The organism is Alteromonas sp. CNT1-28, assembly GCF_022348345.1.
GTDB classification, from domain to species: Bacteria; Pseudomonadota; Gammaproteobacteria; order Enterobacterales; family Alteromonadaceae; genus Alteromonas; species Alteromonas macleodii.
This window is the reverse complement of record NZ_JAKREZ010000018.1, coordinates 1-22,107: the sequence shown is the minus strand read 5'-3', so window position 1 is coordinate 22,107 and position 22,107 is coordinate 1. Positions and strand designations below refer to the sequence as shown.

17 protein-coding genes are annotated in these 22,107 nt (G+C 42.9%); 10 read left to right on the top strand and 7 right to left on the bottom strand.

Annotated features, from left to right (window positions below):
• Nucleotides 1–247 precede the first annotated feature (247 nt).
• The gene (locus MHN02_RS12605) at nt 248–2,254 is read left to right on the top strand and encodes a methyl-accepting chemotaxis protein (RefSeq protein WP_171338284.1); all 2,007 of its coding nucleotides are present in this window, start codon (nt 248–250) and stop codon (nt 2,252–2,254) included.
• Here MHN02_RS12605 and MHN02_RS12600 read toward each other — a convergent pair.
• On the bottom strand, nt 2,251–4,347 hold the full coding sequence (locus MHN02_RS12600; RefSeq protein WP_171338283.1) for a TonB-dependent receptor: 2,097 nt from the start codon (nt 4,345–4,347) through the stop codon (nt 2,251–2,253). The two genes, MHN02_RS12605 and MHN02_RS12600, sit on opposite strands and share 4 nt — an antisense overlap.
• Before the next feature lie 120 nt (nt 4,348–4,467).
• Here MHN02_RS12600 and MHN02_RS12595 point away from each other — a divergent pair, with 120 nt between their 5' ends.
• The 4 genes from MHN02_RS12595 to MHN02_RS12580 all read left to right on the top strand — a co-directional run bounded on the left by MHN02_RS12595 (nt 4,468) and on the right by MHN02_RS12580 (nt 8,523).
• Nucleotides 4,468–5,490, top strand: a complete 1,023-nt coding sequence (locus MHN02_RS12595) for a PD40 domain-containing protein (RefSeq protein WP_171338282.1) — start codon at nt 4,468–4,470, stop codon at nt 5,488–5,490.
• 197 nt (nt 5,491–5,687) lie between these two features.
• Nucleotides 5,688–6,026, top strand: a complete 339-nt coding sequence (locus MHN02_RS12590; RefSeq protein ID WP_171338281.1) for a hypothetical protein — start codon at nt 5,688–5,690, stop codon at nt 6,024–6,026.
• Between the two features lie 27 nt (nt 6,027–6,053).
• A complete protein-coding gene (locus MHN02_RS12585) occupies nt 6,054–7,868 on the top strand; it encodes a hypothetical protein (RefSeq protein ID WP_171338280.1) in 1,815 nt (604 codons plus the stop codon).
• Between the two features lie 19 nt (nt 7,869–7,887).
• Entirely contained in the window at nt 7,888–8,523 is a 636-nt protein-coding gene (locus MHN02_RS12580; RefSeq protein WP_171338279.1) for a hypothetical protein, read from the top strand.
• An 84-nt stretch (nt 8,524–8,607) separates the two neighbouring features.
• On the opposite strand, the gene fldA is transcribed toward MHN02_RS12580, so the two are convergent.
• The 5 genes from fldA to MHN02_RS12555 all read right to left on the bottom strand — a co-directional run bounded on the left by fldA (nt 8,608) and on the right by MHN02_RS12555 (nt 12,534).
• A complete protein-coding gene (gene fldA / locus MHN02_RS12575) occupies nt 8,608–9,132 on the bottom strand; it encodes a flavodoxin FldA (RefSeq protein ID WP_014998614.1) in 525 nt (174 codons plus the stop codon).
• 26 nt (nt 9,133–9,158) lie between these two features.
• Entirely contained in the window at nt 9,159–9,377 is a 219-nt protein-coding gene (locus MHN02_RS12570) for a DUF2788 domain-containing protein (RefSeq protein WP_012519093.1), read from the bottom strand.
• Between the two features lie 124 nt (nt 9,378–9,501).
• Nucleotides 9,502–10,281: an alpha/beta fold hydrolase gene (locus MHN02_RS12565; RefSeq protein WP_171338278.1), complete on the bottom strand. Its 780-nt coding sequence runs from the start codon at nt 10,279–10,281 to the stop codon at nt 9,502–9,504.
• 82 nt (nt 10,282–10,363) lie between these two features.
• Nucleotides 10,364–10,762, bottom strand: coding sequence for an H-NS family nucleoid-associated regulatory protein (locus MHN02_RS12560; protein ID WP_014949737.1), 399 nt, complete (start codon nt 10,760–10,762; stop codon nt 10,364–10,366).
• A 122-nt stretch (nt 10,763–10,884) separates the two neighbouring features.
• The gene (locus MHN02_RS12555; RefSeq protein ID WP_171338719.1) at nt 10,885–12,534 is read right to left on the bottom strand and encodes an electron transfer flavoprotein-ubiquinone oxidoreductase; all 1,650 of its coding nucleotides are present in this window, start codon (nt 12,532–12,534) and stop codon (nt 10,885–10,887) included.
• Between the two features lie 371 nt (nt 12,535–12,905).
• Between MHN02_RS12555 and MHN02_RS12550 the strand changes: the two genes are divergently transcribed.
• Both MHN02_RS12550 and MHN02_RS12545 read left to right on the top strand, forming a co-directional pair.
• Complete coding sequence (locus MHN02_RS12550; RefSeq protein ID WP_014949735.1) at nt 12,906–13,658, top strand: electron transfer flavoprotein subunit beta/FixA family protein; 753 nt, start codon at nt 12,906–12,908, stop codon at nt 13,656–13,658.
• Entirely contained in the window at nt 13,655–14,581 is a 927-nt protein-coding gene (locus tag MHN02_RS12545) for an FAD-binding protein (RefSeq protein ID WP_014976738.1), read from the top strand. The genes MHN02_RS12550 and MHN02_RS12545 overlap by 4 nt, the downstream gene beginning before the upstream one ends.
• Nucleotides 14,582–14,701: 120 nt before the next feature.
• On the opposite strand, the gene MHN02_RS12540 is transcribed toward MHN02_RS12545, so the two are convergent.
• Nucleotides 14,702–15,010, bottom strand: a complete 309-nt coding sequence (locus MHN02_RS12540) for an isoamylase early set domain-containing protein (protein ID WP_014949733.1) — start codon at nt 15,008–15,010, stop codon at nt 14,702–14,704.
• Nucleotides 15,011–15,390: 380 nt separating this feature from the next.
• Here MHN02_RS12540 and MHN02_RS12535 point away from each other — a divergent pair, with 380 nt between their 5' ends.
• Genes MHN02_RS12535 through MHN02_RS12525 form a run of 3 tightly spaced genes read left to right on the top strand, consistent with a single transcriptional unit; the run spans nt 15,391 to nt 21,967 of the window.
• The gene (locus tag MHN02_RS12535; RefSeq protein ID WP_239246449.1) at nt 15,391–16,626 is read left to right on the top strand and encodes an efflux RND transporter periplasmic adaptor subunit; all 1,236 of its coding nucleotides are present in this window, start codon (nt 15,391–15,393) and stop codon (nt 16,624–16,626) included.
• Nucleotides 16,623–19,757, top strand: coding sequence for an efflux RND transporter permease subunit (locus MHN02_RS12530; RefSeq protein ID WP_239246446.1), 3,135 nt, complete (start codon nt 16,623–16,625; stop codon nt 19,755–19,757). The genes MHN02_RS12535 and MHN02_RS12530 overlap by 4 nt, the downstream gene beginning before the upstream one ends.
• A 47-nt stretch (nt 19,758–19,804) precedes the next feature.
• Nucleotides 19,805–21,967 carry a prolyl oligopeptidase family serine peptidase gene (locus MHN02_RS12525; protein WP_239246443.1) on the top strand — a complete coding sequence of 721 codons (2,163 nt, stop codon included), beginning with the start codon at nt 19,805–19,807 and terminating at the stop codon, nt 21,965–21,967.
• The last annotated feature ends 140 nt before the right edge of the window (nt 21,968–22,107 follow it).

The following is a 22,107-nucleotide window of genomic DNA, read 5'->3' as shown; positions in this document are numbered from 1 at the left end:
GCAAAACCGTGGAAACTTTGTTTTCTCGCTGAAAATTTATCCATTGCACTGGTGCGATAAAAATTGTTACTTCGATACAGCCCGCATGGTGTCTGGCCTGACCAGATTGTAAGTGCAAGATTTATCTAACAAATGTGCAAAATAAATAAAACTTTTGATGCATTGAATTAACATCCTGTTAAACTAAACTTAAAAAGGCGATACAACCCTTTTTATTTTTTGGCATGTTTTTTTGGTGGAAGTGCCCATGCAGTTAACAATTATAAATAAAATCACGTTAGGCTTTGGCTTATTCGGCTGCTTATTATTACTTACCAGTATTCTTTCCTATTTTGGTCTTAGCGGAATAAAAGATTCTGCACAAGACGTTGTAGAGCAAAAGATGCCAGTTCAGACCAGCATGGTAAAAGTAAAGACTGAGATCCTCTCTTTATCAGTGATTACTGCCAACGGATATCATGTCGAAAATAGAGAAGAGCTGGTCGCAAACAAAGAGACGTTTGATACTTTATCTTCCGCATTCTCTGACGACTTGTCTCGTTTAAACTCACTTATGCCAAATAACGCGGTAGCCAGTAACGCTGTCGACGTTAGTCTAGCCTACGTTAATAGTAGTAACGACATGTATACCGCCATCAACGAACGAATGAATATCGAAAAGGCCCTTGCTACACAGCTAGAAAAAGTTTTGATGACCGCTGATGAAGCCAGTGCCCTAATGCTAGACCTTTCTTATTTAGAAGGGGATAACCCCAGCATTGAAACGCTTATTGGTGCGGGTACTGCAATAGACAACAAATTGCTAACCATGAACGATTCGTTCATAGAACTTGCAGAAACCGACAGTGCCACACAAAGCGCCAATATCATTGAGGATTTGGAGTATCAGTTAAGCAATTTGCAAGTAGATAAAGACTATGTAAACCGTTTAGCCACGGGTGTTGATGATGGCGGTACGATAGCATCTTTTAACGAACAGTATGATTTACTGATGGAAGCGGTAAACGGCACAAATGGATTAATTGCTTTGCAGCGACAAAAACTTTCTGAAGTAGACAAAGCTGCGAAAGCTCAGAAGGAAGCAAAAGAAGCGTTAGAAACCGCACTTGCCGACATTAATACTTTGTTTGACGCTGTCCAGAAGCAATCTCTTGATGGACAGAACGCCATTCTTGAATCTGTTCAGGCCAACCTTGTGCGCAATATCATTGTCGCGGCACTGGGCTTGGTTGCTGCAATATTTTTAGCGGTTATTGTAACACGTAGTATTTCCAAACCCCTTGGCCGTATCAATAAAGGCTTAAGTCAGCTAAGTAAAGGGGATTTAAGCACCAAATTGCCTCAAGAGGGCAATGACGAGTTTTCTGCCCTTTCCGCAAAAGTGAACAGCCTAACCGATAGTTTACGAGAGCTAGTGGGCAATATATTAGAGCAAGAAAAACGCCTTATAGACATTACAAAAGAAAGCGTAGAGCTGGGTAATAAGAGCTTATCTGAGGTAGACAAGCAACGTGAACAAGTAACGGTAACGTCTACGAATACAAAACATGTACAGGAAAAAAGCCGCAGCAACCTCGCCCAAATTAATGAAGCAATGGACGCCCTACGCGATATAACAAAGCAAAGTACAGACATTGGTCAATTGGTACAAAAAAGCAGTCAGCAGGTGGGTAATCAAGCCAAACAGGCGGAGTCTTCGGCGCAGATAATTAATCGTTTGGACGACAACTCTCGTAATATTGGCAGTATCTTAGACGTGATTAAAACGATTGCAGAGCAAACCAACTTGTTAGCATTGAATGCAGCCATTGAAGCCGCAAGAGCTGGTGAACAAGGTAGAGGCTTTGCGGTTGTTGCGGATGAAGTGCGAACGCTAGCCAACCGCACCCATGACTCTACGGAAGAAATTGAGCAGATGATTGGGAACTTACAAAAAGATGCTGCGCAGGCAGTAAAAGCAATTAATGCAGGGCGCGAACAAGCGCAAGAAGGGGTGGAAATTACCCAGCAAGTATCTCAACAAGTAGAGAGTATTAGAGAAATCATTGAGCGGTTAAGCGATATTAATGAACACATTGTCGCTGATACCGAACAACAAGATGTTTTACTTGGTGATGTTGCGAAAAGTTTGAACCGCATAGTTGCTTTAGCCGACTCCAGTGCGCAAAGCACGCGCCAGTCCAACGAATCAACGATGCTCTTGGATGCGCAGACAGAAAGCTTGAGAAAAGCGGTTGAGCGCTTTCAGCTTTAATCAAATTCGACATCCCAGTTAAGCGCTACACTGATGTTCCTGCCTACTTCATTTTGGCCAGAACCATGGATGCGATAATCTTTGTCGGCAACATTTTCAATGCTTGCAGCTAAGTTCAGCGTATCTGAAACTGTGTAGCCTGCCCGTAAAGACACAATCACATGGCCTGGCGTACCTTCAGGGGGGATTCTGTCTGTATCTCTGATATCGCGAGTTGAAAGCCTATCGGCTCTCTGCTGAGCTAAAATTTCAGCTTGGGCATACCAACGTTTATCACTAGACTCATAGTTAACGATACCTCCTACGTTATGTGGCATTAGCCGGCCAATGTACTCTTTCTTAGGCTCGCTCAGTGACTCTGGAAATTGGAACGTCTCTCCATAGTTAAGAGAGCCAAAAATTCTAAATGACCACTGTTCGTTTAACTGAGCTAGAAAATCAAACTCCCAACCATAGACTTCTCCGCTAGTGGCGTTAGCTTTACTAATCTCAAATTCCCCATCAAAGTTTACGGTCCCTGTTGGAAATCTAACAATTTGGTCTTCTATATCAGTGTAATAAAAACCTGTGTTGAGCTTCCAGCTTTGATAAGCCAGGCGAAGTCCAAGTTCTGTACTCAAGTATTGTTCAGGCTCGAGATTGGTGGATGGCACTTCAAATTCGTTGCTTCTTGCAGAGTCAAAGCGACTTAAATCAGAAAAATTTGGCGCTCTGAAACCTTCGGCTACTGTGAGATATGCACTCGCGTTATGGCTCAAGGCGTAGATACCTTCTAATGCTAGTGCAACGTTATTCCACGTTCTATCAAGCGAAATGACATCTGAAGTAATAGGGCTTTGAATTTTATCTGATTCTGCAGAAATGTAGGTATATCTTGCCCCTAGCGCTAACGTGAGTTGTTCCATTGGGTTACCGACAACTTTGGCAAAAAGACCGCTATTTAGGTAATCGGCATCCCCAGCAACAGGCCCTTGAATGGGATTATTACTGGCGTAGCTTTCTATATCATCATGGTAGGCATCAAGTCCGTAATTGAAACGAAGAGCATCGTTGATGTGTTTAGAGAGTGTAGCGCTTATGCCTGTCGTTGCTACATTCGTTTCTTGTTGATCAAACCTGTCACCTGTTCTCAATCGCGTGCGCTCTTCATCTTGCTGATGATAGGATAAAGTAAGGTCTAGGTCGGTATAAAAAGGGTTTGATAATGGCTGATGACTAAATTTAGCATAGGTAAGGTTTCGAGTTTGGTCGTGATCTCTTTGTAATTCGCTGCCAATTGTCGTACCAGCGAAAGAATGGCCAAATATTGTTTTATGCGTTCTTGGAACATCATCTTGTTTAACCGCGTAGTGCGCAATTGTGACTGTGCTGTTAGCCAATTGCTTTTGCCACTTGATGTCGTAAGCTAGTTCGTCGTAGCCGCTGTTTTGTAGCGTACCGCTAGCCATTTGGAAGTCGCCAAAGTCTTTTTTCGTAACCCCCATGGTGAGTGCGCTATCTGCTGAACTTGAAAGATTTAATCGAGACCCGAATATATTCGAATTTTCGCCTTCGGCGAGTCGCGTCATAAAGCGCAGTGAGTTTTTATTAAACGTTGGTGTTATTGTTGAAGCATTAACGATAGCGCCAATTCCATCAGATCCGTATTCGACGCCTTGCGGGCCTTTAATTATTTCAATCTGCTGCACAGAACCTATGTCAATGGTACTCCAATATTGGTTGGGGCCAGAGCGAAATGTAGAGTTATTCAGTCTGATCCCGTCTATCAGCATCAAATTTCGGTATCCAGTGAAACCACGAATGAACGGAGAGCCTTGGCCGTGAGAGGTTTTTTGTACAAGAACGCCAGGTACTAACTTGAAGTTGTCAATGATATTTCTGAAATTTGCCTTTTCTATTGGCTGTCTATCTAACACGTAGGCGGTATAGGGGAGTGTTGAAATAGTGTCAAAGGTCTTACTTCCAGTAATTTCAATAACTTCGACGTCATCTTCTAGCAAAACGTTTGCGTAAGAGCTTGAGGAAATACCTAAATAACTGGTTAAAATTAACGTGTAAAATTTAACTTTAGAGGTGCGTAGTTTCGTATTCATCGTAACTTCCTTTGTTGTAAATGATATCAATAAAGCAACGACTCTTTACTAAATTGTATTTTTTTTGTACAACAAAATGGAAATGTTGGCAAGTTTACTTTTATCTACAGGGAGAGAGAAATGACAACGCGTAAATTGACACTACTTTTTTTTTCGCTTTGCGGTTTAATCGGTTGTGGCGCGACAGATGAGCGCTCAGCAAAAGTGGCTGACAGTGAGCAAAGCGTGGCCTACTTGTCTAATGCAGATGGTAATTTAGATATTTATATCAAAAACATAAAATCTCAGGAAGTTAACCAAGTCACAAACAATGAGCTTGACGACCTCAATCCTACATGGAGTTTCGATGGAAACCACTTGGCGTTTCTGGGTAGAACGCTTAATTCAACATTTATTGAGCTTTATAACGTTGCTAGCAGAAAGCGAAAAACACTAGTAGACACGGTGCATAGTCCAACTTGGATAGAGTTTTCTCCCAATGAGAATCTTTTAGTATTCATTGGTACTGATGACGAAAAACAATCAGTGAAAACAGTGGATTTAATGTCCAATATCCAAACAGTTTACACCTCAGAGAAATCCGAACTTATATCACCTAAATTTTCACGGGACGGAAACCGAATAGCAGTTATTGAAAATGACAATATAACGATATTAACCAAGCAAGGTATAAAGTCAGAAATAGTACCTACTCAGTACAGAATATTAGACTTTGATTGGGGCGAGTCTGATTCTTCGCTGTACGTAACGGCTAGGTATGAAAAAAACATAAACATCTACCACCTAGATATTTCTAACAATCAATTAGATTTAATCGTTGAAAGTCCCTTCATCGATATTGAAGGTCGGTTTTTCCCTCCGAATAATTTGTTATTCTTGAGCTCAAGGCTTGATGGTACAACTAGACAGCTGTATTTATTAGACTTAGAAAGCAAATTATCCGAACAACTTTCACCTTCCGGTATAGAAATAATGAATCCATCATGGTCAAGTGATGGAAAGATCGTAACCTACACGCAGTATGTAGAAGGAAGGTTCACGAGCGTTTTATTTGAGATTAATACAGATACTCACACCCCAGTTTCGCCTACAGATAGCGGATTCCATTTATTGCCAAAAGTAAGGCCAATTCCTAGAGAGTAGCTACTGTAGATACCTGCAAAGTTTTCCTAACCCTAATGCTGTCAGCTTTTTTTGCATTTTTTTAATTAAAGGTTTACCGAAAAACTGTAAGTGGTTAAAAAATGAGCTGTTTATCGATATGGCTTGGTATATGCATTAGGTCTAATGTCTTAGTAGTGCGTTAAGACTTACTTAAATATTGCATAAAGGACTTTCCAATGAAGCGAAAATTACTGGCCCTTTCGGGGATAGTTTTCGCAGCACACTCGATAACGTTGTACGCGTATGCTGCAGAGGCAGCCTGGCTAAATTCCCCATCCGTATTATCCATGAACGAAGACATTCAAGTCAGTGGAGGAGGTGCACCTTCTAGCACTTACATTGATATCAAAGCCTTAGATGATTCTTCCGGTGCACTCTTATCTGAAGAGACAGTGTATACAGATAGCTCTGGCCAATTTGAATTAACGTTCAGAGCATTGAGTGACGCGAGTACAGTGAGGATAACAGCTGTTATTGATGGAAAAGAAGTGTCATCAATTAGTGCACGTCAATAAGGCATAGAGAAAACAGAGGATGTAATTATGAAAATGATTAGAAAAGCAAAACCATCACTTTTTGTTTCTTTAGGTTTGACGTTAGCAATTGCCTCAAGTGCAGTTTCTTCTCAGGAAGTGGTTTACACCATAGATAGCGACTTTGTGCAGGGTAGCCTTAATTCGCTGGAATACGATGCACTTACAGAATCGCTGGTACTTAGTGAAACAGGCTCTACTTTTCCAGTACTTTGGGTAGCAAATGCAGGTGAGGACTCGGTATCAAAAATAAACACAGATACTGATTGCGAAGAAGCACGGTACAGTACTTGGTTTTTTACTAACTTTCATGGAGCCTACTCAGGACCTGCTCCTTCAAGAACAGCAGTCGATATAGAAGGCAACGTGTACGTTGCTAACCGTCATTTCGACAACAAGCCACCTAGTGTTATGAAAATTTTGGCTGAGGGCGGTATTGACAGAAATGGCAACGGGGTCATTGACACGTCAAGAGATGTAAATGGAGATTGCTCTATTGATAGAAACGATCCGAACGAAATGCCAATGCCTGTTGATAGTAATGGTAATGGTATATATGACGCAGATGAAATAGTTGATGAACGAATTGCTTGGGTCAAACAGATAGGTGGGGACCGTGGGTTAGGCCGTTCACTATGTATTGCCCCAGATGGAAATATCTGGTTGGGAATGTATAACGCTTCTGAATATTATCGAGTCGATTCTGACGATGGTACGGTACTGAACGGACCTATTGGAACCCCCGGCCATAGGCCTTATGGTTGCTTGATTGACGGCGATGGAATCTTGTGGAGCGCAACGCTTTCTTCAGTTATGGCTGTAGTTGATACAAACTTAGTGAACACTGCAAGTGATCCTTTCTTGGGGACAAAGTCTATTCGCGCCAGTGGATATGGAATAGCGTTGGCTAACGATAAGGTGTACTTCGGGCGCTCAGGTCGAGATTTTAATGAATATGATCCTAACGCACCTGAGGGAGCCGCTCCTGCCAATGATGGAAACCCTCTAACTGGTGAGTTTACGCTAGCTCCAAATTTTAATACTCAATACGGAATATCTTCAGATGGAGATGGTAACTTAATAGGTGGATTATCCACTGTAATTAAAACACGGCCCGACGGCACAAGAGTCTGGTCTACGCCGAACCCAACTTCAACATCAGTAGGGGTAGCTGTGGACAGTAACCAAAATGTTTGGGTTATGGGCTTAAATAGTAATAATGTGGCGAAATTTGATGGAGCAACAGGTAATCAGTTACTCATTAAACCCGTCGGTGCAAACCCTTACACCTACAGTGACTCTACAGGCTTTGCTGCACGAAATGTAACCGATAGAAGCGGTATTTGGATAGTGACAAGAGATAGTGGTAGCCCCGGTACTGAATGGGATATGGTTTCTTGGAACAATGAACCCGATGGCGATATCCCTCCAGGTTCAAGCATTCGAGTACGTTACAGAGCGTCAGATGTTGAAAACCAGTTAGAGCTTATCAGTTATCAAGATGCGTCGAATGGCAATCCTGGTTTGGGAGCAGTGGGCCGATTCATGCAAATGAGGGTAGAGCTTCGTCCCAATGATGATGGTGATAGCCCCCATTTTTCAGACTTAGCGCTAGCTACGCTGGCAGAGGTTGGTGCGTGTGATGTTAATGAAGATGGCTTCGTTGATAGATTTGATTTAAACCTGATTATTTCGGCGTCTGGACCTGCAGCTGCGAATGATCCGTTAGATATTGATAACAATGGAGTAATAAACAGGCTCGATGCAAGAGCGTGTGTAGATTCTTGTACCAATGCGCGCTGTGCAGTGACTGCTCCGCAATAAAGACTATAAGGAAAGTGTTATGAAAAAAATCATTAAAGCAATGCTGTTTTCGATTACTGCTTTATTTGCGACGGCTTCGTTACCTGTGCACGCTGTATTTATTGCACTGTCACCCTCTATTCAGGTTTCGGGTACAGGGCAAGTGGTTACTGTTGACCTCATAGCAGGTGATCTTGGCGACCCAATCGATACTACGATAGGCGTATTTGATGTTGACGTTTCATTTGATAATACGGTGCTTAGCTTTGTTAGTTTTGACTACAGCGACGCGCTAGGAAGTATAATTACAAATGATTTCTTTGATTTAACTGCTGATGCTTACACCGATGACACCATGAGCGGGCTTAACGCAGCAGGAAACTCAATAAACTTGAATTTATTCAGTTTTCTATTTTCAAGTGACCTTGAGTTTTTGCAATCAACCGTAACTACACTTGCTTCTCTAACTTTTAACGTGATTGATTTAGAAATGGGGGAGTTTACCGATCTTGACTTGACGGTTTTGTTATTGGGCGATGGCCAAGGAAATGACCTTACCAATGTTGACGCGAGGAGTGCAAGAGTAACTACACAGGTTTCCGCACCGTCATCTGGCATCATCTTTTTAATGATGATGATTGCTACAGCACCTTTCGTAAGACAGATTAAACGCTAGGAGGGATTGCTTCAGCATGCACCGGATAAAAGAGAAGTAATGAAAAAGACCGCAGATCGATAGAAACGCGGTCTTTTTTTAAGCTTATGCAAGTTCGGCCAAGCAAAGTTCATCGTGAATTTGCTTACACCACGCTTTAACGCGAGATTCTGTTAGTTCTGGTTGACGGTCTTCATCGATACCAAGACCAACAAAATGATTGTCGTCAGCCATACCTTTAGACGCTTCAAAATCATAACCTTCAGTCGACCACTGACCCACTAAGATAGCGCCTTTGGCTTCTACGATATCGCGTACCATACCCATAGCGTCTAAGAAGTATTCCGCGTAGTCTTCTTGGTCACCGCAGCCAAAAATAGCAACTAACTTGTCGTTGAAGTCAATTTGCTCTAGTTCAGGAAAGAAATCATCCCAATCGCATTGCGCTTCACCGTAGTACCACGTAGGGATACCAAAGATAAGCAAATCAAATTCAGCGATGTCTTCTTTACTGCTCTTGGCAATGTCTTTAACATCAATTAGCTGTTTACCCAATTCCTTCTGGATCATTTTCGCAACATGTTCGGTATTACCCGTGTCACTTCCGAAAAATAGGCCAACGCTTGCCATATCTAACCTCTATTAATCGTTACTAATTAAACGCCTGTGCTTAGCCAAAACCATTCAATAATGCCCTTCGCAAGAAACCCTAATGCGCCTAAACCTAGCACACCGTACGTTACCACTCGTCCAATAAGTGGCACATCGTTCTTACGCAGTACATCGTGTACAGCAAAACCCATCAACCCAAAAAGGATAGATAAGCCGCCATACAGCATGATGGACTCAATGAGTTCGTAATTTTCTGCAAGCATAGTGTTGTTACTTAAAAAAATCTGGCGCAACTATATCACAGTATATACGCCTGTAAGAGCCTAAAACGTTCAAAAATAGGTAATAATAGTCATTCTCATCTTAAATGATGATGAAAACCCTTCTTTAAGACGATTTATTGAGCGTTCTTTCTACAACGGCGTTAAAGACCGCTGGCTTTTCTGCATGTAACCAGTGGCCAGTACCTTCTATTACATGTGCTTTAGCCTTAGGAAAATAACGCGTTATTTCATCGCGATAGGCTGGCGTAATATAATCAGACTCACTGCCCTTGATGAATAATGTTACGCCATCAAATGTTTGATTTGTTTGTTCCCAATCAATAATGTGTGAATAACTGGCAATTAATCCATCGACATTAAAACGCCATTTCCAATCGCCATTTTCATCTTGATATAGGCTCTTCAATAGGAATTGTCGAACGCCTGGCTCTTTCACATGTTTAGCCATTTCTTTTTCAGCATCTTTTCTACTTTGAATTGCATCTAAAGGAACGGCCTTGAGTCCATCAAATACGGATTGGTGGCTATGGTCGTAAGATACTGGTGCAATATCGGCGACAATGAGGTGAGAAACAAAGTCGCCGTGGTTTAAGGCTAATCTCATGGCTACTTTGCCGCCTAATGAGTGGCCTAAAACCGCGCATTCTCTAATATTAAGCGATTGTATAATCTCGAACACCGCATTTGCAGCATCGTCGACAGAAAATGAAGATGTCCACGGGGATTCACCGTGGTCAGGCAGATCAATGCTGATCACATTGTAATTAGACTCAAAGTGGCGCTTAATGCCGGCTAAATTATCGGCATTTCCAAATAATCCATGAATGAGAATCAGCCAAGGAGAGGTAGAAGCGCATTCCGAAAGTTTGTAGTTCAACTTCACAATATACTTATCCGTTTCTGAACATGCTGTTCAAACAAAATAAGGCCTGTAAAAACAGGCCTTGTTTAATTCACAATATCAATTAATTAATGGCGTAATCGTCGAGTGACTTACCGCTATCTAGCGCTTCTTTATAAACGCGAGGCATGCGTCCTATACCTGTCCAAAGGTGTTCTTCACCCTTGCTATCAACAAGCTTGTATTTAACCGGACGTTTTTTGCCAACCTTTTTGTTTGTTTCTACATTTAATGCCTGTAGATCTTCAACATTTAAACCCGCTTCTTCCATTTGCTTTTTAATAGCAGCGAGCTTCTCTAATTTTTCTTTCTCAAGCTTTTCTTGTTCTACTAATTTTTCTTTTCTTTTCTCAATTATACCGCTAAGTTTTTCTTGAACTTGTTCAAGTTCTTCAATGCTTAATTCCTTAACAGCACCTTGTAAACGTCTTCCATGGGTTAAAATATCTAAAAAATCGCTCATTAATTAACCTTAATACGTTGTACTTAATTTCTATTGGATAATAAATAAAAGTAGCACAAAAAAAAAGCGAGCCAAGCTCGCTTTTTAAAAATATCCGTTAAATAGCAAATTAATACTTTAAATTACATGTTCGGGTAATTTGGTCCGCCGGCACCTTCCGGAACTACCCATTTAATATTTTGACTTGGGTCTTTTATGTCGCAGGTTTTACAGTGAACACAGTTTTGTGCATTAATTTGGAACCGTTTTTCACCTTCCTCTTCAATTACTTCATATACCCCGGCAGGGCAGTAACGCTGTGCTGGCTCTGCAAATTTAGGTAAATTAACCTGCAAAGGAATAGACGGGTCTTTTAATTTTAAGTGGCAAGGCTGGTCTTCTTCGTGATTTGTATTAGATAAAAATACAGAAGACAATTTATCAAAGCTTAACACGCCATCTGGCCTAGGATATGAAATCTCTTTTGCATCTTTCGCTTCTTTAAGCTGTGCGTAGTCTTTATGTTCGTCTTTCATGGTGAAAAACAAATTACCATTAAAGATATTTTGCTCTAGCGTGTTAAATGCGCCACCCCAGAAATTTCCGAGTTTGTGGATAGCGGGGCCAAAGTTACGAGAGCGGAACAATTCGTCATATAGCCACGATGATTTAAATTTCTCTGTAAAGCTTGTTAACTCTTTTACTGGAGCCTCAGCATTTTCTGAAATGGCTTCAAAAATACTCTCTGCTGCAAGCATGCCCGACTTCATGGCCGTGTGATTACCTTTAATTTTGGCAAAGTTTAGCGTTCCGGCTTCACAGCCGACGAGTAAACCACCTGGGAAGGTCATTTTAGGCAATGAGTTAAACCCACCTTTAGCGATAGCTCTGGCGCCATAAGAGACACGTTTACCGCCTTCAAGGTACTGTTTAAATACGGGGTGGTGCTTTAGCCGTTGAAATTCATCAAACGGGCTTAGGTATGGATTGTCGTAGTTTAGGTCTACGATTAGGCCAACGAACACTTGGTTATCTTCAGCGTGGTATAAATAGCTACCGCCTGTTGCATCGTCAAGTGGCCAGCCTGCACTGTGAACCACAAGCCCTGGCTGGTGCTTGGATGGGTCTATATCCCAAATCTCTTTAAAGCCAATGGCATAATGTTGCGGTGAACTGTCTTCGTCCAGCTTAAAGTGCGAAATGAGGTCTTTCCCTAAGTGACCGCGACAGCCTTCTGCAAACACTGTGTATTTAGCGCGTAGCTCCATACCTGGCATGTAGCCGTCTTTAGGTTCCCCGTTTTCACCCACGCCCATGTCGCCGGTAAGTACACCGCCAACACTGCCATCTTCATTGTAAATAACTTCAGAGGCCGCAAAGCCAGGGAATACTTCAACACCTAGTTGTTCAGCTTGTTCTGCCAACCAGCGACACACATTACCCATAGACACAATATAGTTGCCATCGTTGTGCATGGTTTTCGGGGTAATAGCGTTTGGTAACTTTTTCGCTGAAGTCTCATCATTAAGTAGGTAAATGTGGTCTTCAGTTACTGGTGTATTGAGAGGTGCACCTTTTTCTTTCCAATCAGGGAAAAGTTCGTTTAGTGAGCGCGGCTCAAACACGGCACCAGAAAGAATGTGTGCACCTACCTCGGAGCCTTTTTCGACCACACAAACCATTAGCTCTTGGTCTTTTTCATTTGCAAGCTGCATAAGCTTACAAGCCGTTGATAATCCAGCTGGGCCGGCACCGACGATGACTACGTCAAACTCCATCGATTCTCGTTCCACGGGAGGCTCCTTATGTTTGTATTTTTATAATGCACTATTGATGAAACAAATAATGCTTTGTGTCAAAAACATGTAAATTAATTGTCGTTTTGCAAGGTAATGCAGGTTGACGTTTACGTCAACAGTAAGTACATTGCAAAGCAGTTTACGTTAACGTTAACTGGCAGTGTATTATAACTGCTCGTAAACGTGGTGTTAACGGCGTTTTAAGGCTAGCCTTTAAAAAACGTACGTTCCACGGATTCTTTTTTAACGTAGAGCACATTGTTAAAGTTTCAAAAAGCGTGGTGAAGTAATACGTTTTTAATTATTAATAGTTAATTATTAATGAAACGTAATAGACACCGACGAACTCAACAATTGAGGTAAATATGAAAATACTCGTACCGGTCAAACGCGCGATCGACTACAACGTTAAGGTAAGAGTGAAGGCCGATGAGTCTGGCGTAGATCTTACCAACGCAAAAATGGCCATTAACCCTTTTTGCGAAATTGCTGTTGAAGAAGCCGTTCGATTAAAAGAAAAAGGTGTGGCCACTGAAATCGTTGTTGTTTCAATTGGTGATAAGAGCTGCCAAGAACAAATACGTACAGCACTAGCCCTAGGTGCTGACCGTGGTATTCAAATCGATACCGACCAAAATCTTGATTCACTTCAAGTGGCGAAGCTGTTATCTAAAGTAGTTGAAGAAGAGCAACCACAGCTTGTTATTCTTGGTAAGCAGAGTATCGACTCTGACAATAACCAAACAGGACAGATGCTTGCTGCATTAACTGGCATGCCACAGGGCACTTTTGCGTCAGAAGTCGTTGTTGACGGCGAAAAAGTAAATGTAACCCGTGAAATTGACGGCGGTCTTCAAACTGTTGCACTTTCGCTTCCAGCGGTAGTAACCACAGATCTTCGCTTGAACGAGCCGCGTTATGCATCGCTTCCAAATATCATGAAAGCAAAACGCAAACCGTTAGACGTTAAAGCGGCTGCGGATTTTGGTGTTTCACTTGACTCAAACGTTAAGGTGCTAAAAGTGACGCCTCCGCCTCAGCGCGAGGGTGGCATTAAAGTGGCAGATGTTGCTGAGTTGGTAGACAAGTTAAAAAATGAAGCAAAGGTGATCTCATGAGCGTACTCGTATATGCAGAACACGATAATGCAAGCTTAAAGACTGAAACGCATAAGCTTGTTAATGCCGCGCAAAAAATGGGTGGCGATATTCACGTGCTAGTCGCAGGTGAAGGTTGCCAAGCAGTAGCTGAAGCCGCGGCGCAAATTGACGGTGTTGCAAAAGTACTTGTTGCTGACAATGCTGCTTACAAGCATCAGCTTGCTGAGAATACGGCTGATCTAGTTGTAGAACTTGCTGCTGACTACAGCCACATTGTTGCTGCTGCAACCACTACAGGTAAGAACTTCATGCCTCGCGTAGCGGCTTTATTAGACGTAGCGCAAATCTCTGACATCATTGGTGTAGAGAGTGAAGACACGTTTGTACGCCCAATTTACGCAGGTAACGCTATTGCTACCGTACAATCATCTGACGCGAAGAAGGTCATTACTGTACGAGCTGCATCATTTGATGCTGCAACAACAGGCGGCAGCGCAGAAGTTGCAGCAGTGGACGTTGTAAAAGGCAGTGATAAGTCTGATTTCGTATCGGCAGAGCTGACTGAGTCTGAGCGACCTGAATTAACTGCAGCAGAAGTGGTAATTTCAGGTGGCCGTGGTATGCAAAACGGTGACAACTTCAAGCTTCTTGAGGGCATTGCTGACAAGCTAGGTGCTGCTATTGGTGCATCACGCGCCGCAGTAGATGCTGGGTTCGTTCCGAATGATATGCAGGTAGGTCAAACAGGTAAAATTGTTGCGCCTCAGCTTTATATCGCGGTAGGTATCTCGGGCGCTATTCAACACCTTGCAGGTATGAAAGACTCTAAAGTCATTGTTGCTATCAACAAAGATGAGGAAGCGCCAATTTTCCAGGTTGCAGACTACGGGTTAGTAGGCGACTTGTTTGATGTACTTCCAGAGCTGGAAAATTCGTTGTAAATCGAATTTTAAGGTTTAGCAAAATGAAGATAAAGGCTGCGTATACGCAGCCTTTTTTGTAGGGAATCGTTATAAAATACCTAGAGTAGTTACGGGTATGTTTTTTAATGGAACAATAATTTAAACGCGCACCACTGAGTTGTCTTCTATGCTCACAGGTGAGGGAATATAAGCATCTGCTTCCCAATCGTTTTCCCATTTTTCACCATCAATGAGATAGCGAAACTGGTACTCGTGATCCTTCTCTAAATCCACCGTTAACGTAAAGTCTCCACTTTTCAGTTTCTTCATCGTTAGTGGCTGTGATTTCCAGTCAGTAAAGTCACCACACAACGCTGCTTCTTTGGCGTCTTGCGCCGCTTCCGCATTTAGTCGAAATGTCACTTTGCACAGAGGTTTTGATTTAAGGTATTGTTTCTTAAGACTCATAATGTGTTTTCCCTTCAACGTAGCGAAATCATTCCCGAGGCTACTTCGCATTAAAGACTAAGCTCAAATAACAACCGCCGGTTAACTCATAACCAATGAGTGATTAAATAATCAACGAAAATCTGATAATTATCAATCTTACTTTGTATTCTTTTGATAATTTTTTATATTAGGGCGGCTGATTTTTATGTGTATTTTAAAAACAATTAACAGACACAAAATTTAACAATCTTAAGTGGGCACAATAACCACAAATCAGTACACTAGTGTTGAAACAATAATAATAGATTTTCGTGGGTTATCAGGTGGTATGTGAAAGTGCAATACATCGTTGCGTCCGTTTCACTCGCGTGGATTTCCTTCGTTCCTAGGGATAGTAAATGAAAAACTCCATCTTGATGAAAAGTGGCATTCCACTAATCATAGTTTTGGTCGCGTTTATCGCCGCGACAGTCATGATCAAATCACGTAAGCCACCAGAGCAAGTACCCGTGGAAATTCCAGCTTTTTTGGTTGAAGCGAAAGAAGCAACAGCAGAGGCCGTGAGCTTTATCGTAAAATCTCAGGGTAACGTTGTTCCACGAAATAAAACTGCGTTAAGTGCGCAGGTCAGTGGCCAAGTAGTGAGTTTGTCTGATGTATTTATAGCTGGCGGTACGTTCAAAAAAGGGGATGTGCTGGCAACACTTGAACAAGATGATTATCGCACGGATCTTAAGCTTGCAGAGGCTGAATTAGCTCAAGCGCAAGCAGCGCTTCAAGAAGAAATAGCTCGCGGCAAAGTAGCAGAGCAAGAATGGCGTTCGGTGAGTAGCGTTGCACCGCCTGAGTTGGGTTTACGTAAGCCGCAACTGGCAAAAGAACAAGCAAACGTTAAAGCTGCAGAAGCCAAACTAGAGCGCGCAAAACGCAACTTGGCAAGAACGCAAATTACAGCCCCTTATAATGGCATTGTGGTTGAACGTAATATTGACCTGGGTCAGTTTGTATCAATGGGCGCAGTACTTGGTACCGTTTACTCCACCGATACTGCAGAAGTCAGGCTGCCTATTACTGACAGCGATTTAATGTTTATCAATATTGCTGGACAATCCAATGACGGCGCTCCGGTTTCGTTGACGGCCTCTGTGGGCGGTGTGAAACGTACTTGGGAAGGTAAACTGGTGCGTTCAGAAGGTATTTTAGATACAGGCAGCCGAGTAGTATATGCCATTGTGGAAGTACAAGATCCTTACAATCTGAAATCTTCACACAATGCCCCCCTTCGTTTTGGTCAGTTTGTAGAAGCAGAAATCACGTCTCGTCAGAATGAAGAATTGGTGGTGTTGCCTCGTAGCATTTTACGTTTAGACAATACCGTACTGACTGTTAACGACAATCGTGAGATTGAAATAAAGCCTGTTGAGGTTGCGCGCACAACCGCTAAAGAAGTGTTTATTCGTTCTGGTATTGAGCATGGAAGCCTGGTAGTGAGAAGTGCCGTACCAAACCCGTATAATGGCATGAAAGTTCGTCTACCAGGTGATGAGCCAGTGCTTTCTGATGCAGCTGAATCAGATGCTAGCGAAGATATTGATAAAGTAGAGAGCACGTCCACCGAAGGTGATAGCGAATGAGCCGTATTGATACCAATAAAGGGCTTATTGCCTGGTTCGCGCGTAACAGCGTAGCTGCAAACCTTCTGATGTGGTTGCTTGTAGTTGGCGGATTATTTGGTGCCTTCAGTATTCAGAAGCAAGTATTTCCCAATTTCGAGATAGACGTTATTAATGTTCGCGTACCGTATTTGGGGGCCGCACCTCAGGAAGTAGAAGAGGGCGTACTGCTTAAAATTGAAGAGTCAATTAAAGACTTAGAGGGTATTAAGCAGCTTAATTCCACAGCCGTTGAAGGTATGGGTACGGTAAGTATTCAGGTGGAAGAAGACTATGATGTTCAATCTTTACTTGATGAAGTAAAAGTACAAGTTGACGCTATTCCGAGCTTCCCCGCAGACACTGAAAAGCCCGTTATTTACCGTCAAAAAATACAACAAGACGTAATTTGGCTCTCGGTTTACGGTGACGCGTCTGAACGGGAGCTAAAAGAGTTTGCCAAAGATTTGCGCGACGACATTGCTAACCTACCTGGTATTTCAAGTGTTCAAGTTGTTGGGGCAAGGGACTATGAGATTTCCGTTGAGCTTTCGGAAGTCGATTTGCAAAAATACAACCTTACATTCGCCGATGTCGTTGCGCGTTTAAGTCAAACCAGCGTCGACTTACCTGGCGGCTCAATTCGCACTGAAAATGGCGATATTCTGCTTAGAACGAAAGGGCAAGCCTATACAGGCTGGGATTTCTCGCAGATTGTTTTAGTAACAAACGGTAACGGCACGCGCGTGACATTAGGTGATGTGGCGTATATCAACGATGGTTTTATTGAAAATAACCAATATGCGCTATTCGACGATAAACCCGCTGTTAGTTTGCGAGTGCGTGCGGTAGGTGATCAAAACGCATTAGAAATTTCTGAGCAAGTTAATACCTATATTGAGAGTCAGAAATCGGAATTTCCGGCGCATATTACAGCTGATACGTGGGGCGACAGTTCGTTCTACTTAGCTGACCGACTCAACATGATGCTGGAAAACATGTTCTTCGGCGCGCTGCTGGTTTTCTTGGTACTTTCTTTATTTTTAAAAATTAAGCTCGCGTTTTGGGTCATTGTGGGCTTGCCGGTTTGTTTTCTTGGCACCTTGTTAGTTATGCCGCTAGATATGGTTGGCGTGTCTATCAACATGCTTAGCCTGTTCGCGTTTATTCTTGTGCTGGGTATTGTGGTTGACGACGCCATTATCATGGGGGAATCGGCGTATTCTGAAATAGACAAAAAAGGCCATAGCGCTGAAAACGTGATAGCGGGCGTCAAAAAGGTCGCTATGCCAGCGACATTTGGCGTGTTGACAACCATTGCAGCATTCTCGCCCATGCTGATGGTATCTGGGCCGTTTGGAATTATTTGGAAAACCATCGGTATGGTGGTTATCGTGTGCCTTATTTTCTCGCTCATTGAGTCCAAACTAATATTGCCGGCTCACTTGGTGCACATGAAGCTTAAGCCATACGATCCTGAAAAGGCGAACAGATTTCAAAAGTTCCGAGATTTCTTCAGCGAAGGTATTAAGACGTTTATAAACAATAAATACGCGCCATTTTTGGCTACAGCTGTACGAAATCGCTACACCACTGTTGCTGTGTTTATGGCTATGCTGATCCTCACAGTAGGCCTGTTCGGTGGTGGTATTGTACGTTTTGTATTTTTCCCGAATATTCCTAGCGATTTTATGATTGCAAGTTTCGAGCTTGAGCCAGGCTCATCGCTTGAACAGCGTGATAATGTACTGACTACGCTTCGCGAGGCCATGCATCGTATGGATGAAAAAGTAGCTGAAGAGTCGGGTGAAAACGTTATAAAGCACGCCATTGCCTTTGATAACGGCAATCTTGGGGGCGAGATTTTCGCAGAGCTCACCAAGGGTGAAACGCGTACGCTGACAGACTTTGAAATTCAAGCCATGTGGCGTCAAGAGTTACCAGAAATCCCAGGTGTTAAGTCGTTTAATATTAGCTCTCCGGGTGGCCCAGGTGGTGGTTCAGACCTGAGCTTTGAATTTAGCTCAAGCGATATTAAGGCCCTTCGTTCGATAAGTGATGAACTTAAAGAAGCGTTGGATAAATACGAAGGTGTTACCGACATTAACGACACCTTCTCAGGCGGAAGCGAAGAAATTCAACTCGCGCTGAAACCTCAGGCTGATGCGCTAGGTATTTCTTTGCGTGATTTAGGTCAGCAGGTTCGCTTTGGTTTCTATGGTGCGGAAGTACAGCGTATCCAGCGTGACGATGAAGAAATCAAAGTGATGGTGCGTTATCCGAAAACGGAACGTAGCTCTATAGAGCATCTTGAAAACATGCGTATCCGCGCGCCAAATGGGCAAGAAATTCCATTTGAGCAGGTGGCGACATTTACAGTTGGTCAGGGCTTTGATTCAATTATTCGTGTCGATGGTAAACGCTCGGTAACCGTAACTGGTGCAGTGGATAAAGCGTTGCTTGACCCGTCAGAAGTAACCAATGATGTGATTGAAAATCTGATGCCGGATCTACTAGCGCGGTATCCCAAGGTGGACTTCCAGCTTCAAGGTAACTCGAAAGAGCAGGCTGACGCTATGATCAGCCTAATGCAGGGGCTTCTATTTGCACTCTTTGCCATTTACACCTTGCTTGCTATTCCACTTAAATCGTACAGCCAGCCTTTCATCATTATGTCGGTTATACCTTTTGGTATCGTAGGCGCCATTGTGGGGCACTTGGTATTAGGTATGGCGGTAAGCGTACTTTCTATCTGCGGTATAATTGCGTTGTCTGGGGTTGTAGTTAACGACAGCTTGATCATGGTGGATTTTGTTAACCGTGCGCGCAAAGAAGGCATGTCGCTAATGGATGCTGCTATTAGCGCAGGTACTCAGCGTTTCAGAGCAATTATCCTCACCTCACTAACAACGTTTATGGGGCTTATGCCAATTGTTTTTGAGCGCAGTTTACAGGCTCAAGTTGTGATCCCAATGGCTATTTCATTGGCCTTCGGTATTTTGTTCGCCACGGTGATCACCTTGCTGCTTGTCCCAGCGCTGTACCTTATTTTAAATGACCTAAAAAGCGTGTTTAAAGGTCGAAAACATACGCAAGTTACGACAGAAAGCTAAATAGAAAATGCCGGTTGAAACCGGCATTTTTCGTTTAAGGAATAAAAATGAAGAAAAATCTAATATACGCTGCCATAGTAGCGGCATCAGCAGGTTTAACCTTGGCGTGTACAAGCTCGTATACCGAATCTACTAGTTCAGTGCAAGGTGAATCACAAAGTGGCGGCATGCCAAAAGTGTCCGACTATCCAGAAACCAAAACTGTGACTCAGCAAGACAACTATCATGGCACTGTAGTGAGCGACCCATACCGCTGGCTAGAAGAAGAAAAGAGCGAAGAGGTAAGTGCTTGGGTTGAGTCTCAAAACACCCTTGCTCGTCCTTACCTGGCTGAATTGCCCTCTAGAGAAAGATACAAAGAACGTCTAACAGCGCTGTGGGACTACGAAAAATACTCAACGCCATATATGGTAAACGGCAAGCTGTTTTATTCTTATAACGACGGCTTGCAAAACCAATATGTGCTTTATATGGCTGACGGCGTTAACGGTGAGCCTGAAGTACTGATTGACCCAAATACATTGAGTGAAGATGGCACAGTGTCTATGGCGTCAACTGAACTAAGCCCTAAAGCCTCGTTCTTGGCCTACATGCTTTCTGACGGTGGTACAGACTGGAAAACTATTCACGTTCGTGACACCAGTAAGAAGTCGGATTTAACTGACACTATTAAAGGCATTAAGTTTTCAAATATCGCGTGGTTGCCAGATGAAAGCGGCTTTTTCTATTCACGTTACCCCCAAAGTGAAGCTGGTAAGTATGATGATAGCCAAACCGTATCTATCTATTTTCACGCAATAGGTACAGCGCAAAGTGAAGACAAAAAGGTTTTTGCGTTTGACAATAAACCTACATGGAACCCTTATCCTTCGGTTGTTCAAGATGGCAAAACACTGCTCATTTCTGTGTTCGAGGGATATCAGGCGAATGGTGTTTATGCTAAATCGCTGGTAAATGATAACAGTGAGCTCGTTCCGGTTTTCGACAAATGGGATGGCCGTTACGACCTAATTGGCGAGCATGACGACGAGTTATTTTTCACATCTACAGCAAATGCCCCTACAGGTAAGGTTATTAAGGTTGATTTCGATGGTGGCGTTAAAGCAACGGAAACCGTAATTGAAAGTACATCTGATACCTTGTCGAGCGTTTCACTATTGGGTGAAAAACTTTTTGCTCAGTATCTAAAAGATGTAAAAGGGCAGGTAAGTGTATTTGATTTAAACGGCAAGAAAATAGATGAAATTGCGTTTAATGATATTGGAAGTGTTAGCGGGTTTTACGGAAGCAAAAATGCCGATACAACGTTCTATAAACTTACGGGGTTCACTAACCCTGGCCAAGTATTTGCGTATAACGTAAAAAGCGGCGAGTCATCATTATTTAAATCCATCGATACAGGTGTTAATTATGATGACTACGAAACAAAGCAAATTTTTTACACCAGTAAAGATGGAACAAAAGTTCCCATGTTTATTGTGCATAAAAAAGGCTTGAAGCTAGATGGAAATAATAAAACATTACTGTACGGGTATGGTGGTTTTAATATTTCACTGCTGCCCCGCTATTCAGTATCGCGCATGGTATGGGTAGAGCAGGGCAATGTACTGGCCATAGCTAACTTACGTGGTGGTGGTGAGTATGGGCAACAGTGGCACAAGGCTGGGACTAAGTTAGATAAGCAAAACGTATTTGATGACTTTATCGCAGCGGGCGAGTATTTGGTTGAAAGTGGCTACACCACGCCTGAAAAAATGGGTATTCAAGGTGGCTCGAATGGCGGTTTGCTTGTTGGTGCGACCTTAACACAGCGCCCGGATCTCTTTTCTGCTGCCTTACCTGCAGTCGGCGTGTTAGATATGCTTCGCTATCACACACCTAGTGCAAATGCGCGAGCATGGTCCTCTGATTATGGGTTAAGTGAAAACAAAGACGAATTTGAAGCGCTTTATGCTTATTCGCCACTTCACAACACTAAGCCGGGCACGTGCTACCCAGCTACATTAGTTACTACAGGTGATCACGATGACCGTGTTGTGCCGTGGCATAGCTATAAATTTGCAGCTCAACTACAGGCTGACCAAAGCTGCGATAACCCAATTCTACTTCGTGTTGAAACTCGAGCTGGTCACGGTGCGGGTACGCCAACGTGGATGCAAATAGAAGGGTATGCCGACCAGTGGGCCTTTTTGGAGTCCGCTCTCAACTAGCGCATATATACTGCTATTAAATAGAAGCCGCTTTAAAAAGCGGCTTTTTTGTTTGCCCAGCGAAGCTGGCAAACCCGTCAGGTTGAAAGAAACCTGAATCACCCTGACTGAGGGGAAGATAATCCGAATGGCAAGGGCGT